The organism is Arthrobacter wenxiniae, assembly GCF_013376105.1.
Classification (GTDB): Bacteria; Actinomycetota; Actinomycetes; order Actinomycetales; family Micrococcaceae; genus Specibacter; species Specibacter wenxiniae.
The window spans coordinates 42059-55105 of sequence record NZ_JAAMFM010000009.1 but is presented as its reverse complement, the minus strand read 5'-3'; the positions used below and the strand labels follow the sequence as shown (position 1 = coordinate 55105).

The window sequence follows — 13047 nt, the reverse complement described above, 5'->3', positions numbered from 1 at the left end:
CCATGGCAGACCCAGCAAGCTACCGGCCCCGGCCCGGGGAGATCCCCACCGATCCCGGCGTCTACAGGTTCCGGGACGAACACGGGCGCATCATCTACGTCGGCAAGGCGAAAAACCTGCGGTCCCGGCTGAACTCGTACTTCGCCAACCCTGCCGGGCTGCTGCCCAAGACACACGCCATGGTGCACCATGCGGCCAGCGTCCAGTGGACCACCGTGGGCAGCGAACTCGAGGCCCTCCAGCTGGAATACACGTGGATCAAGGAATTCTCGCCCCGGTACAACCTCGCCTTCCGCGACGACAAGTCCTACCCGTACCTGGCCGTCTCCATGGGGGAGAAGTACCCCCGCGTGCAGGTCATGCGCGGCGAGCGGCGCAAGGACACGAAGTACTTCGGCCCCTACACGGCCGGGGCCATCCGCGAGACCATGGACACCCTGCTGCGCGTCTTCCCCGTCCGCAGCTGCAGCCCGGGGGTGCTGCGGCGCGCCGAACGCAGCGGCCGGCCATGCCTGCTCGGCTACATCGACAAGTGCGCGGCCCCGTGCGTGGGCCGCATCAGTGAACAGGACCACCGGGCGCTGGCCCAGGACTTCTGCGACTTCATGGGCGGTGAGGCCAAGCGCTTCATCGGACGGCTGGAGAAGGACATGGCGGCCGCCGTGGCCGAACTCGACTACGAGCAGGCCGCCCGGCTGCGCGATGACGTCATCGCCCTGAAAAAGGTGTTTGAGCGCAACGCCGTGGTGCTGGCGGAAGACACCAACGCCGACATCTTCGCCGTCGAACAGGACGAGCTCGAGGCGGCCGTGCAGGTGTTTTACGTGCGCGGGGGCCGGATCCGCGGGCAGCGCGGCTGGGTCGTGGAAAAGGTGGAGGACGCCACCGACGCCGACCTCTGGGAGCACCTCATGCAGCAGGTCTACGGCGCCGAGGACCAGCAGCAGGACGCCATTCCGCGGCAGGTCCTGGTGCCCGAGCTCCCCGCGAACCACGGGGACCTGGCCGCCTGGCTCGCCGGGCTGCGCGGGGGCAAGGTGGACATCAAGGTGCCGCAGCGGGGGGAAAAGGCCGCGCTCATGGACACGGTGCGGCAAAATGCGCGCCAGGCCATGGTGCTGCACAAGTCCCGCCGCGCCGGAGACCTCACCGCCCGCTCGCTCGCACTGGCCGAACTGCAGGAGGCGCTGGACCTTCCCATGCCCCTGCTGCGGATCGAATGCTTTGACATTTCGCATGTGCAGGGCACCAACGTGGTGGCCTCCATGGTGGTGGTGGAGGATGGGCTGGCCAAGAAGGGCGAGTACCGCAAGTTCGCCATCACCGGCGACGCCGCCGTCGACGACACCGCCTCCATGCACGATGTCATCACGCGCCGGTTCCGCAACTACCTGGCCGAGAAGCAGGAGCGGGCCCGGACCATGCAGGCTTCCGGGGACATCACCGCCGGCGACGCCCCCGAGCCCGCCCGGAGCAAGTTCGCCTACCCGCCCAACCTGGTGGTGGTCGACGGCGGCGTGCCCCAGGTGAACGCCGCCGCCCGCGCCCTCGCCGAACTCGGCATCACCGACGTCGCCGTCGTCGGGCTGGCCAAGCGGCTCGAGGAGGTGTGGGTGCCGGACAGCGACTTCCCCGTCATCCTGCCCCGGTCCTCCGAAGGGCTCTACCTGCTCCAGCGCATCCGCGACGAGGCGCACCGCTTCGCCATCACCTTCCACCGGGCCAAGCGCGGCAAGGCCATGACAGCCTCCGCCCTCGACACCATCCCCGGCCTGGGCGCGGCCAAGCAAAAGGCCCTCCTGGGCCATTTTGGCTCGCTGAAAAAGGTGCGGGCCGCCTCGGTGGAGGAACTGGAGCAGGCCAAAGGCATCGGCCCCGTGCTGGCGCGGTCCATCCACGACACCCTGGCCTCCGGCAGCCAGGCCGCGGCCCCCGCCGTCAACATGGCAACCGGCGAGATCCTTGACTAAGACGCCCGGACCGCCGCTGCCCGCAGCAGGCGGGGATTCCAAGCCGGCGGGAAATTCCTCTAGGCTGGCAGTAACAAAACGTCCCACCCTGCACTGCAGGCGGGCTTTCCACGCCACTGACTTCAAGGGAGCGCAATGACCGGGCACCAAGAGCCAGCAACCGAGGGCAGCCCCCTGACGCCGGTCAAGCCTGTCGAACCGGAACTGCTGGTGGTCACCGGCATGTCGGGCGCCGGCCGCAGCACCGCCGCCAACGCGCTGGAGGACCTGGGCTGGTACGTCATTGAAAACCTGCCGCCGCAGATGCTGGCCGCGCTGTCGGAACTGGTCTCGCGGATGCCAGGCGCCCTGCCGAAACTGGCCGTGGTGGTGGACGTGCGCGGCAAGGCCCTGTTTGCCGACATCCGGGAGTCGCTCAACGCCCTCTCCTCCGCGGGCGTGGCCTACCGGGTGCTGTTCCTGGACGCCAGCGACGAAACGCTGGTGCGCCGCTTTGAACTGGCCCGCCGCCCGCACCCGCTGCAAAAGGACGGCCGCATCCTGGACGGGATCGGCTCCGAACGCCAGCTGCTCGCCGAGATGAAGTCACAGGCCGAAATGGTCCTGGACACCACAGCCCTGAACGTCCACGAGCTCGGCGCCGCCGTGACGGAGCTGTTCTCCGAATCCGGTCCCGTGGTCCTGGCCCTGACCATCATGAGCTTCGGCTTCAAGTACGGCCTGCCGGTGGACGCCAATTTCGTGGCGGACGTGCGCTTCATCCCCAACCCGCACTGGGTCCCCCAACTGCGCCCCCTCACAGGCGAGGATGCGGCGGTGAGCGACTTCGTGCTCAAGGACCATGGGGCCGCCGACTTCGTGGAACGCTACGTGCACGCCCTCGAGCCCGTCCTGGAGGGGTACCGCCGGGAAAACAAGCACTACGCCACGATTGCCGTCGGCTGCACTGGCGGCAAGCATCGTTCCGTGGCCGTGGCCATCGAGCTGGCCAAGCGGCTGAGCCAGTACCCGAGGGTCACCACCAGCATCCGGCACCGCGACCTGGGCCGGGAGTAGCAGGTGTACACGGGCATCCTGCCGATCATTCCGGCCGGCGGGCGGCTGCCGGCCTTCGAGTCCGGGGTGAAGGTCACGGCCCTGGGCGGCGGCCACGGCCTGGCCGCCTCGCTCTCCGCGCTGCGCCTGCTGACGAGCAACCTCACTGCCGTGGTCACCGTGGCGGACGACGGCGGCTCCTCCGGCCGCCTGCGCGAAGAGTTGGGCGTCCTGCCGCCCGGCGACCTGCGCATGGCCCTGGCCGCGCTGTGCGACGACACGGACTGGGGCCGGACCTGGCGCGACGTCATGCAGCACCGCTTCACGTCCCGCAACGGGACTGCCGGCTCCCTCGACAACCACGCGCTGGGCAACCTGCTCATCGTCACCCTCTGGGAGCTCCTCGGCGACACCGTGGCCGGCCTCCGGTGGGCGGGGGCCCTGCTGGGCGCCCGCGGCGAAGTCCTGCCAATGGCCAGCGTGCCGCTGACCATCGAGGGCCGTGTGGTGGCCACCGTGGACGCCGCCCACCCGCAGGGGCAGGTCATCCGGGGACAGGCCCGGCTCGCCAAGGCCGGCGGACTGGACAACGTCCGGCTGCTGCCCGAGGACGCCCCGGCCTGCGTTGAGGCGGTCACGGCCATCCACGGGGCCGATTGGGTGGTGCTGGGCCCCGGATCCTGGTACACCTCCGTCCTGCCGCACCTGCTGCTGCCGGACATGCGGGAGGCGCTGTGCACCACCCGGGCCCGACGGCTGCTGACCATGAACCTTGACGTCAACGACCTCGAGGCCACCGGCCTGGACGCGGCCGGCCACCTGCGGGTCATTTCCCGCTACGCACCGGACTTCGGGGTCGACGTGGTCCTGGCCGACCCTTCCTCCATCGCCGACGTGGCCGGTTTCACCGAGGCGGCAGCGATGCTGGGGGCCGAGGTGGTGTTCGGTAAAGTGGGGAGTTCCGCAGGAACTTCCGTCCACGACCCCTTGCGGCTGGCGGCGGCATACCGGGACATTTTTGGGGACAACCAGCATTTGAAAGTGAAGGGCTGAACCATGGCGCTGACAGCATCGGTCAAAGAGGAACTGTCCAGGCTGGACATCAAGAAATCCTCGGTGCGCAAGGCGGAAGTGTCGGCCCTGCTGCGCTTTGCCGGCGGCCTGCACATCATTTCCGGGCGGATCGTGATTGAGGCGGAGGTTGATTCCGCCGCCACGGCCCGGCGCCTGCGTGTGGCCATCGCGGAGATTTACGGCCACCACAGCGAAATCATCGTGGTCTCCGGCGGCGGGCTGCGCCGGGGCAGCCGCTATGTGGTCCGCGTGGTCCGCGACGGCGAGGCGCTGGCCCGCCAAACCGGCCTGCTCGACGGCCGTGGGCGGCCCGTGCGCGGGCTGCCGTCCGTCGTCGTCAACGGCTCCGCCGCCGACGCCGAGGCCGTGTGGCGCGGCGCGTTCCTGGCGCACGGCTCGCTGACCGAGCCCGGCCGCTCCTCGGCCCTGGAAGTCACGTGCCCCGGCCCGGAGGCCGCCCTGGCGCTGGTGGGTGCCGCCCGCCGCATCGACATTGCCGCCAAGGCCCGCGAGGTGCGCGGCATTGACAGGGTGGTGATCCGCGACGGCGACACCATCGCCGAGCTGCTCGTGCGCATGGGCGCCCACGAAACCCTCCTGGTCTGGGAGGAGCGGCGCATGCGCAAGGAGGTGCGGGCCACAGCCAACCGGCTGGCCAACTTTGACGACGCCAACCTGCGCCGCTCGGCACAGGCCGCCGTCGCCGCCGGGGCCCGCGTGGACAGGGCCCTGGAAATCCTCGGCGACGACGTCCCGGAGCACCTCAAGTACGCCGGCGAGCTGCGGGTGGCCCACAAGCAGGCCAGCCTGGACGAGCTCGGCCGCCTGGCGGACCCGCCGCTGACCAAGGACGCCATTGCCGGGCGGATCCGCCGCCTGCTGGCCATGGCGGACAAGAAGGCACTGGACCTGGGCATCCCGGGCACCGAATCAAGTGTCACGTTCGACATGTTGGAATCGTAAATGTGCCTAATATGAAAGAGTAGAAACATAACCGGCACCACACCGGTTATGCAGTTTGCCCGGGGTTCACGCCCCGGCGCCAACCCACCAGAAGAATCGCAACGGAGGAACCGTGACCAAGTACACACTTCCAGACCTCAGCTATGACTACGCTGCCCTGGAGCCGAACATTTCCGCCCGCATCATGGAACTGCACCACAGCAAGCACCATGCCGCGTACGTTGCCGGCGCCAACACGGCACTGGAGCAGCTCGCTGAAGCACGCGCGAGCAACAACTTCGCCAACGTCGCCAAGTACTCCAAGGACCTCGCATTCAACCTTGGCGGACACACCAACCACTCCATTTTCTGGAACAACCTCTCACCCGAGGGCGGCGACAAGCCCGAGGGCGAACTGGCCGCGGCCATCGATGACGCCTTCGGCTCCTTTGACGCCTTCCGCGCACATTTCACCGCAGCCGCCCTCGGCATCCAGGGGTCCGGCTGGGCGCTGCTGTCCTTCGAAGGCCTCGGCGGCAACATCATCATCGAGCAGCTCTTCGACCAGCAGGGCAATGTCCCCGTCGCCACCACCCCGCTCCTCATGCTCGACATGTGGGAGCATGCCTTCTACCTTGACTACGTCAACGTCAAGGCCGACTACGTCAAGGCCTTCTGGAACATCGTCAACTGGGCCGACGTCGCCAAGCGCTTCGACGCCGCCCGCAAAAACGCCACCGGGCTGATCGTCCTGCCATAGGCGACAAACAAGCGTGCGCGGCCCCCTGCCGCGCGCGTGTGACCACTCTGTGGACGCCCGGCCCGCCCAAATTGGCGGGGCGGGCCCCATGGAACGTAATATGGATCACGGCGTGCACATCGCAAGGCGCGCCTTGAAGAAATCTCTGCCCAACGTCGTGCGGGAACCATCGGTTGAGTGCAAGCACCCGGCCAGACAATGGGTGCCCCAGGCACCAAGGAGAGAGAATCAGTGACTACACGTATTGGCATCAACGGCTTCGGCCGCATCGGCCGCAACTATTTCCGCGCAGCGCTGGCACAGGGTGCCGATCTTGAAATCGTCGCGGTCAACGACCTCACAAGCCCCGAGGCGCTGGCACACCTGCTCAAGTATGACTCCGTCAACGGCCGCCTCCCCGTGAGCGTCGACGTTGTCGACGGCCACCTGGTGGTTGACGGCAGGAAGATCAAGGTCCTGGCCGAGCGCGACCCCGCCAAGCTGCCCTGGGGCGAGCTGGGCGTGGACATCGTCGTCGAGTCCACCGGCTTCTTCACGAAGGCCTCGGACGCGCAGAAGCACATCGATGCGGGAGCCACGAAGGTCCTCATCTCCGCGCCGGCCTCCGACGAGGACATCACGATCGTCCTGGGCGTCAACGACGAACGGTACGACCCCGCCGCGCACCACATCATCTCGAACGCCTCCTGCACCACCAACTGCCTGGGCCCGCTGGCCAAGGTCCTCAACGACAGCTTTGGCATCGAGCGCGGCCTCATGACCACCGTGCACGCCTACACTGCCGACCAGAACCTGCAGGACGGCCCCCACAGGGACCTGCGCCGTGCGCGCGCCGCCGCCATCAACATGATCCCGACCTCCACCGGTGCCGCGAAGGCGATCGGCCTGGTCCTGCCGGAGCTCAAGGGCAAGCTCGACGGCTACGCCATCCGCGTCCCCGTCCCCACCGGCTCGGCCACCGACCTGACCGCCACCCTCAGCCGTGAGGTCACCGTCGAGGAAGTCAACGCCGCCTACAAGGCTGCCGCCGCCGAAGGCAGGCTCGCCGGCTACCTGAGCTATACGGAGGACCCGATCGTCTCCTCGGACATCGTCGGGGACCCGGCGTCGTCCATCTTTGACGCGGGCCTGACCAAGGTCATTGGCAACCAGGTCAAGGTGGTCTCCTGGTACGACAACGAATGGGGCTACTCCAACCGCCTGGTCGACCTGACCGAACTCGTTGCATCCAAGCTCTAAGGCGAAGTTAGGCAAAAAACAGCATGACACTTCACACCCTCAGCGAACTCGTCGATGAAGGTGTCCGCGGGCGGCACGTTCTTATCCGTAGTGATTTGAACGTGCCGCTCGACGGCGCTTCCGTGAGTGACGACGGCCGCATCAAGGCCTCCCTGCCCGTGATCAGGGCACTGGCCGCCGCCGGCGCCAAGGTCCTGGTCTGCGCCCACCTGGGCCGCCCCAAGGGCACCCCCGACGCGAAGTATTCCCTGGCACCGGCGGTGGCCCGACTCGCGGAACTGGCGCCGGAACTGAACGCCACCCTGGCGGCGGACACCACCGGCCCCGCGGCCCAGGCAGCCGCGGCGGCGCTGAAGGACGGTTCCGTGCTGGTCCTGGAGAACGTGCGCTTCGACGCGCGGGAAACATCCAAGGACGACGCCGAACGCGCGGCCTTTGCGTCCGAGCTCGCCGCCCTGACCGGGGACAACGGCGCCTATGTGGACGACGCCTTTGGCGCCGTCCACCGCAAGCACGCCAGCGTCTGTGACATCGCCAAGGCGCTCCCGTCCTACCAGGGCGACTTGGTGCGCACGGAGCTGGAAGTGCTGACCAGGCTGACCCGGGACCCGGTCCGCCCCTATGTGGTGGTCCTCGGCGGCTCGAAGGTCTCCGACAAGCTCGCCGTCATTGACAACCTGCTGGGCAAGGCCGACACCATCCTGGTGGGCGGCGGCATGCTCTTCACCTTCCTGGCCGCGCAAGGCCACAAGGTGGGGGCGTCGCTGCTGGAAACGGACCAGATCCCCGTTGTCCAGGACTACCTCAGGCGGGCCGAAGCGGCAGGGACCACGTTCGTGCTCCCCACCGACATCGTGGTGGCCGCCGGCTTCTCCGCCGATGCCGCCCACGAAACGGTCGCCGCGGACGCCATCGAGTCCTCCAGCTTCGGCGCCGCCGGGCTGGGCCTTGACATCGGCCCGGAGTCCGGTGCGGCCTTCGCCGCGGCCATTGCCACGGCGAAGACGGTGTTCTGGAACGGGCCCATGGGCGTGTTCGAGTTCCCGGCGTTCGCCGAGGGCACGCGGGCCATTGCGGCCGCGCTGGCGGAGAACACGGCGCGGGGCGGCTTCACCGTCGTGGGCGGCGGGGACTCGGCCGCCGCCGTGCGCACGCTCGGGTTCGCCGACGACGACTTTGGCCACATTTCCACCGGTGGCGGGGCCAGCCTGGAATTCCTCGAGGGCAAGGACCTGCCCGGCCTGAACGCGCTGGAGCGTTAGCCACACCCGGCGGCGGCAGGAAGACTGCCGCCGCCGGGAGGCGCGCCCCACGCCGGGCCGCCATGATTTCCATTTCGAGCACTGCAAGAAACGAGAGAGCGATGACCACTTCGACCAACGGGACATTTGACCGCACACCGCTGATTGCCGGCAACTGGAAGATGAACATGGACCACGTCCAGGGCATCACGCTGCTGCAGAAGCTCGCATGGACGCTGTCCGACGCCCGGCACGACTTTTCCCGGGTTGAAGTTTCCGTCTTCCCCCCGTTCACCGACATTCGCGGCGTGCAGACACTGGTGCAGGGCGACAAGCTCAAGCTCAGCTACGGCGCCCAGGACCTCTCCGACAAGGATTCGGGCGCCTACACCGGTGACATCTCCGGAGCCTTCCTGAACAAGCTCGGCTGCAGCTACGTGCTGGTTGGGCACAGCGAACGGCGCGAGATCCACGGCGAAAGCGACGAACTGCTCAACGCCAAGGTCAAGGCCGCCTTCCGCCACGGCCTCACGCCCGTGCTGTGTGCCGGCGAGGGGCTGCAGATCCGCCAGGCAGGCACCCACGTGGAGCACACCCTCGCCCAGGTGCGCGCCGCCGTCGCCGGCCTGGACGCCGCGCAGGCAGCCCAGCTGGTCATCGCCTACGAGCCCATCTGGGCCATCGGCACCGGCGAAGTGGCCGGACCGGCGGACGCCCAGGAGCTCTGCGCCGCCATCCGGGCCGAGCTGTCCAAACTGTTCGACGCGGACACCGCAGCCAAGACCCGCCTGCTGTACGGCGGCTCCGTCAAGGCGGCCAACGTTGCGGCGATCATGGCCGAGCGCGACGTCGACGGTGTCCTGGTGGGAGGGGCCAGCCTCGACGCCGGCGAGTTCGCGAACATTGCCCGCTTCGAAAACCACCTCGTCACTAACTAGTCCCCACGCCCTCCCCGTCTCGGCTCGCAAGCGAGCCGAGACGGGGCCCCTCGGGCGCGTGGGCCCACCACGCCGTCCCCGCGCGCGTTCGCAAGCGAGCCGAGACGGGGCCCCTCGGGCGCGTGGGCCCACCACGCCGTCCCCGCGCGCGTTCGCAATGTACGGACGGACACCGCTAGACTTGGGAGCGACTTGGACAATGAGACGAACCACGCTGAAAGGCCTCAAGTGGAAGCACTGAAAATTGCCCTGCAGATCCTGCTGGGTGTCACCAGCCTGCTGCTGACCCTGCTGATCCTGCTCCACAAGGGCCGGGGCGGCGGGCTCTCGGACATGTTTGGCGGCGGCATGAGCTCCAACCTCGGCTCCTCCGGCGTGGCCGAGCGCAACCTCAACCGATTCACCGTCGTGCTCGGCATCACCTGGGGCGTGGTCATTATCGGCCTGGGCCTGGTCATGTCCTACGCCACGTAGGCGGACTGCAGACAAAATGGCGCGGGGACAAGGAAAGGTCCCGTCCGGAGCAGTCCGGACGGGACCTTTCCCGCGTCAGGTGTCGCGGCGCATGAGCTGCTCGGGAACCTTTGCGGCGGCTTCCTGGTCGATCAGCCACAGCGTCTTGTTGAGCCCGCGGGCGCCGGACGCGGGCACCTGCACCGGGTTGGCGCCGGCCAGGCCCAGCCCCACGGCGGCGGCCTTGTCCGCGCCGGCCGCCACGATCCAGATTTCCTGGGCCGTGTTGATGGCCTCCAGCGTCAGGGAAACGCGCGACGCCGGGGGCTTGGGGGAGTTGACGACCCCCACCACGGGCACCCCGCGGCTGCGGATGCCGGACATCTCCGGAAACAGCGAGGCGATGTGCGCGTCCGGGCCCAGGCCCAGCAGCAGCACGTCGAAGCGCGGGAGGGCTGGGGCGGACTCGGAACGGTCGTCGTCGTCATTCTCCCATTCCTGCTGCGCCGCTGCCGCGAGCTGGGCCGTGTAGTCGGCCACGGCCGCGTCCAGGTCCTCCACCGCATCGGATGCCGCCATGAAGTGCACGCGGGCGGGATCCACGTCGATGTGGTCCAGCAGCGCGCCGGCGGCCTGGCCGGCGTTGCGGTCCGCGGAATCCGCGGGCACAAAGCGTTCGTCGCCAAACCAGATGTTCACCTTGGCCCAGTCCACGGCCAGGCGCGCAGGCGATTCCGCAAGGGCCTTCAGCGTGGCAATGCCGACGCTGCCTCCGGTCAAGACCACCGATGCCTCGCCGCGTTCGCTCTGGACGTCCAGCAGCCGCGTGATGAGCCGCGCCGCCGTGGTGGCCGCAAGCACGTCGAAGGAGGGGTGCAGGGTGATGCGTACATTGTGGCTCATGCCGTGATTACCTTTTCTTCCGCCAACAGCTTCCTCATGCCTTCGGTGATGACTTCGCCGAAGACCTCGTCGGGGTCCAGCCTACGCAATTCCTCGGCGAGGCAGTCCTGCAGGGTGCGCCGCGGAAGGGATATCTGCTGCACGGGCTGGCCGGGCTGGGTCAGCACGGCCTCGATGGTGCCGGGGCGGTAGAGTTCGACGTTGCCCCCCTCACGTTCCAGGACCACGCGGCGGATGCCGGTGCCACGGGGGTCCTCCGTCACGGTGATGGGGGCGCCCAGGGCGCGGTGCAGCCAGGACGCCAGCAGCAGCGTGCTGGGGGAGTCGCTGGCGCCCTCCACCTGCAGGCCCGTGATGGGGCCTGCGGTGTCCAGTTGGTCCAGGACGGCGGCGAGTTGGATGCGCCAGTTGGTCAGCCGGGTCCAGGCCAGGTCGGTGTCGCCGGCGGCGTAGGTGGCGCCGATGTGTTCCAGTGCCGCGCGGGGATCGGCCTGGCCGGCGGAGTCGGTGATGCGGCGGTGGGCGATGCGGCCCACCGGGCTCGTGCTGACGGAATCGGGGGCCTCGTTGGGCCACCAGGCCACGATGGGGGCGTCGGGAAGCAGGAGCGCGGAGACCACGGACTCGCTTTCGGCGGCGAGTTCGCCGTAGCCGCGCAGCACGATCACCTCGGAGGCGCCGGCGTCCCCGCCGACCCGGATTTCCCCGTCCAGGCGCGTGGGCTCCCCGGCCGAGCCAGCGGCCAGGACGATGATGCGGCAGGGATGTTCGCGGCTGGCGAGGTTGGCGGCCGCAATGGCCGCCTCCTCCTGCCCGTTTTGGGTGATGACCACCAGGGTCAGGACCCGGCCCAGGGTGACAACGCCGCCCTGTTCGCGCATCTTGACGATCCTTTTGGTGATCTTCGAGGTGGTGGTGCTGGGTAGGTCAACGATCACGGTCGCCGCCACGTCCTTCCGTCTCGCTTCAACAGGTCATCGGCCGAGGCCGGCCCCCAGCTGCCGGGCTCGTAGGCCTCGGGCTGGATGTTTTCGGCCGCCCAGAAGTCCTCGAACGGGTCCAGGATCTTCCAGGACAGCTCCACTTCCTGGTGCCGCGGGAACAGCGGCGGCTCGCCGAGCAGGACGTCCAGGATCAGCCGCTCGTAGGCTTCCGGGCTGGATTCGGTGAAGGCGTGCCCGTAGCCAAAGTCCATCGTGACGTCGCGGACCTCCATCTGCGTCCCCGGGACCTTGGAGCCAAAACGGATCGTGACGCCCTCGTCGGGCTGGACCCGGATCACCACGGCGTTCTGCCCGAAGTCGTCCTCGGCGTGGTCGGTGAACAACAGGTTCGGGGCGCGCTTGAAGACCACCGCGATCTCCGTCACGCGCCGGCCCAGGCGCTTGCCGGCCCGCAGGTAGAACGGCACCCCCGACCAGCGCCGGGTGTTGATGTCCAGCCGGACCGCCGCGTACGTCTCGGTCGTGGAGTCCGCCGGGATCCCCTCCTCCTGAAGGTAGCCAAGCACCTGCTCCCCGCCCTGCCACCCGCCCGCGAACTGCCCGCGCGCGGAATGGCCGGACAAATCCGCCGGCAGCTTCACGGCCGCCAGGACCTTTTCCTTCTCCGCGCGCAGGTCCTCGGCGTTGAAGGAAATGGGCTCCTCCATGGCCGTCAGCGCCAGCAGCTGCAGCAGGTGGTTCTGGATGACGTCCCGGGCCGCGCCCACCCCGTCGTAGTACCCGGCCCGCCCGCCCGTGCCGATGTCCTCGGCCATGGTGATCTGCACATGGTCCACATAGTTCGCGTTCCACAACGGCTCGAAGAACTGGTTGGCGAAGCGCAGGGCCAGGATGTTCTGGACGGTTTCCTTGCCCAGGTAATGATCGATCCGGAACACGGCATCGGGCGGGAACACCGATTCGACAATGTCGTTCAGCGCCCTGGCCGAGGCCAGGTTGTGCCCGAACGGCTTCTCAATGACCACCCGGCGCCAGCAGTCCGGCCCGCCCTGGGCCAGCCCGTGCCCGGAGAGCTGGCGGCAGACCTGCTCGAAGGCCTTCGGCGGGATCGAGAGGTAGAACGCATGGTTGCCCTGCGTGCCACGCTGTTCATCGAGCCCGGCCAGGGTGGCCTTGAGCCGTTCAAACGCGGCATCATCGTCGAAGGTGCCCTGGACAAAGCGGATGCCCTCGCTCAACTGGTTCCAGACGGCCTCGTCAAAGGGGGTGCGGCTGTGCGCCTGGACGGAGGCCTTGACCTCCGCGGCGAAGTCCGCACGGTCCCAGTCACGCCGGGCAAAGCCCACCAAGGCAAAACTCGGCGGCAGCAATCCCCTGTTGGCCAGGTCGTACACGGCCGGCATGAGCTTCTTACGGGCCAGGTCCCCGGTGACCCCGAAGAGCACCAGCGACGACGGGCCCGCCACCCGGGACAACCGGCGATCGCGGCTGTCCCGGAGCGGATTGGCTTGTTGTGTGTCAGCGTTCATGGGCATGGGGGGAGGTTCG

12 protein-coding genes are annotated in these 13047 nt (G+C 68.4%); 9 read left to right on the top strand and 3 right to left on the bottom strand.

Annotated elements, in window-relative coordinates; translation table 11 throughout:
- Nucleotides 1-2: 2 nt before the first annotated feature.
- The 9 genes from uvrC to secG all read left to right on the top strand — a co-directional run bounded on the left by uvrC (nt 3) and on the right by secG (nt 9673).
- The gene (gene uvrC / locus G6034_RS08260; RefSeq protein ID WP_176634633.1) at nt 3-1970 is read left to right on the top strand and encodes an excinuclease ABC subunit UvrC; all 1968 of its coding nucleotides are present in this window, start codon (nt 3-5) and stop codon (nt 1968-1970) included.
- 135 nt (nt 1971-2105) lie between these two features.
- The gene (gene rapZ, locus G6034_RS08255; RefSeq protein WP_176634632.1) at nt 2106-3026 is read left to right on the top strand and encodes an RNase adapter RapZ; all 921 of its coding nucleotides are present in this window, start codon (nt 2106-2108) and stop codon (nt 3024-3026) included.
- Nucleotides 3027-3029: 3 nt separating this feature from the next.
- A complete protein-coding gene (locus G6034_RS08250; protein ID WP_176634631.1) occupies nt 3030-4058 on the top strand; it encodes a gluconeogenesis factor YvcK family protein in 1029 nt (342 codons plus the stop codon).
- Between the two features lie 3 nt (nt 4059-4061).
- Nucleotides 4062-5042 carry a DNA-binding protein WhiA gene (gene whiA, locus G6034_RS08245; RefSeq protein ID WP_176634630.1) on the top strand — a complete coding sequence of 327 codons (981 nt, stop codon included), beginning with the start codon at nt 4062-4064 and terminating at the stop codon, nt 5040-5042.
- Between the two features lie 112 nt (nt 5043-5154).
- A complete protein-coding gene (locus G6034_RS08240) occupies nt 5155-5781 on the top strand; it encodes a Fe-Mn family superoxide dismutase (RefSeq protein WP_176634629.1) in 627 nt (208 codons plus the stop codon).
- A gap of 231 nt (nt 5782-6012) precedes the next feature.
- Nucleotides 6013-7020: a type I glyceraldehyde-3-phosphate dehydrogenase gene (gene gap / locus G6034_RS08235; protein WP_176634628.1), complete on the top strand. Its 1008-nt coding sequence runs from the start codon at nt 6013-6015 to the stop codon at nt 7018-7020.
- A gap of 23 nt (nt 7021-7043) precedes the next feature.
- The gene (locus G6034_RS08230; RefSeq protein WP_176634627.1) at nt 7044-8282 is read left to right on the top strand and encodes a phosphoglycerate kinase; all 1239 of its coding nucleotides are present in this window, start codon (nt 7044-7046) and stop codon (nt 8280-8282) included.
- Between the two features lie 101 nt (nt 8283-8383).
- Nucleotides 8384-9199 (top strand): triose-phosphate isomerase, encoded by an 816-nt coding sequence (tpiA, locus tag G6034_RS08225; protein ID WP_176634626.1) that lies wholly within the window; start codon nt 8384-8386, stop codon nt 9197-9199.
- Nucleotides 9200-9427: 228 nt separating this feature from the next.
- On the top strand, nt 9428-9673 hold the full coding sequence (gene secG, locus G6034_RS08220; RefSeq protein ID WP_176634625.1) for a preprotein translocase subunit SecG: 246 nt from the start codon (nt 9428-9430) through the stop codon (nt 9671-9673).
- Nucleotides 9674-9748: 75 nt separating this feature from the next.
- Here secG and pgl read toward each other — a convergent pair whose 3' ends face one another.
- From pgl to zwf, 3 genes are read right to left on the bottom strand one after another with little or no spacing between them, the layout of a single operon-like run.
- Nucleotides 9749-10555, bottom strand: coding sequence for a 6-phosphogluconolactonase (gene pgl, locus G6034_RS08215; RefSeq protein ID WP_176634624.1), 807 nt, complete (start codon nt 10553-10555; stop codon nt 9749-9751).
- Nucleotides 10552-11493 carry a glucose-6-phosphate dehydrogenase assembly protein OpcA gene (locus G6034_RS08210; protein WP_176634623.1) on the bottom strand — a complete coding sequence of 314 codons (942 nt, stop codon included), beginning with the start codon at nt 11491-11493 and terminating at the stop codon, nt 10552-10554. Before G6034_RS08210 ends, pgl begins: the two co-directional genes overlap by 4 nt.
- Entirely contained in the window at nt 11490-13034 is a 1545-nt protein-coding gene (gene zwf / locus G6034_RS08205; protein ID WP_176634622.1) for a glucose-6-phosphate dehydrogenase, read from the bottom strand. Before zwf ends, G6034_RS08210 begins: the two co-directional genes overlap by 4 nt.
- Between the last annotated feature and the right edge of the window lie 13 nt (nt 13035-13047).

Bases quoted from the DNA above. Each gene is read 5' to 3' on its own strand.
- uvrC (WP_176634633.1), top strand. From the start codon at position 3: ATGGCAGACCCAGCAAGCTACCGGCCCCGGCCCGGGGAGATCCCCACC.
- rapZ (WP_176634632.1), top strand. From the start codon at position 2,106: ATGACCGGGCACCAAGAGCCAGCAACCGAGGGCAGCCCCCTGACGCCG.
- whiA (WP_176634630.1), top strand. From the start codon at position 4,062: ATGGCGCTGACAGCATCGGTCAAAGAGGAACTGTCCAGGCTGGACATC.
- G6034_RS08230 (WP_176634627.1), top strand. From the start codon at position 7,044: ATGACACTTCACACCCTCAGCGAACTCGTCGATGAAGGTGTCCGCGGG.
- tpiA (WP_176634626.1), top strand. From the start codon at position 8,384: ATGACCACTTCGACCAACGGGACATTTGACCGCACACCGCTGATTGCC.
- pgl (WP_176634624.1), bottom strand. From the start codon at position 10,555: ATGAGCCACAATGTACGCATCACCCTGCACCCCTCCTTCGACGTGCTT.
- zwf (WP_176634622.1), bottom strand. From the start codon at position 13,034: ATGCCCATGAACGCTGACACACAACAAGCCAATCCGCTCCGGGACAGC.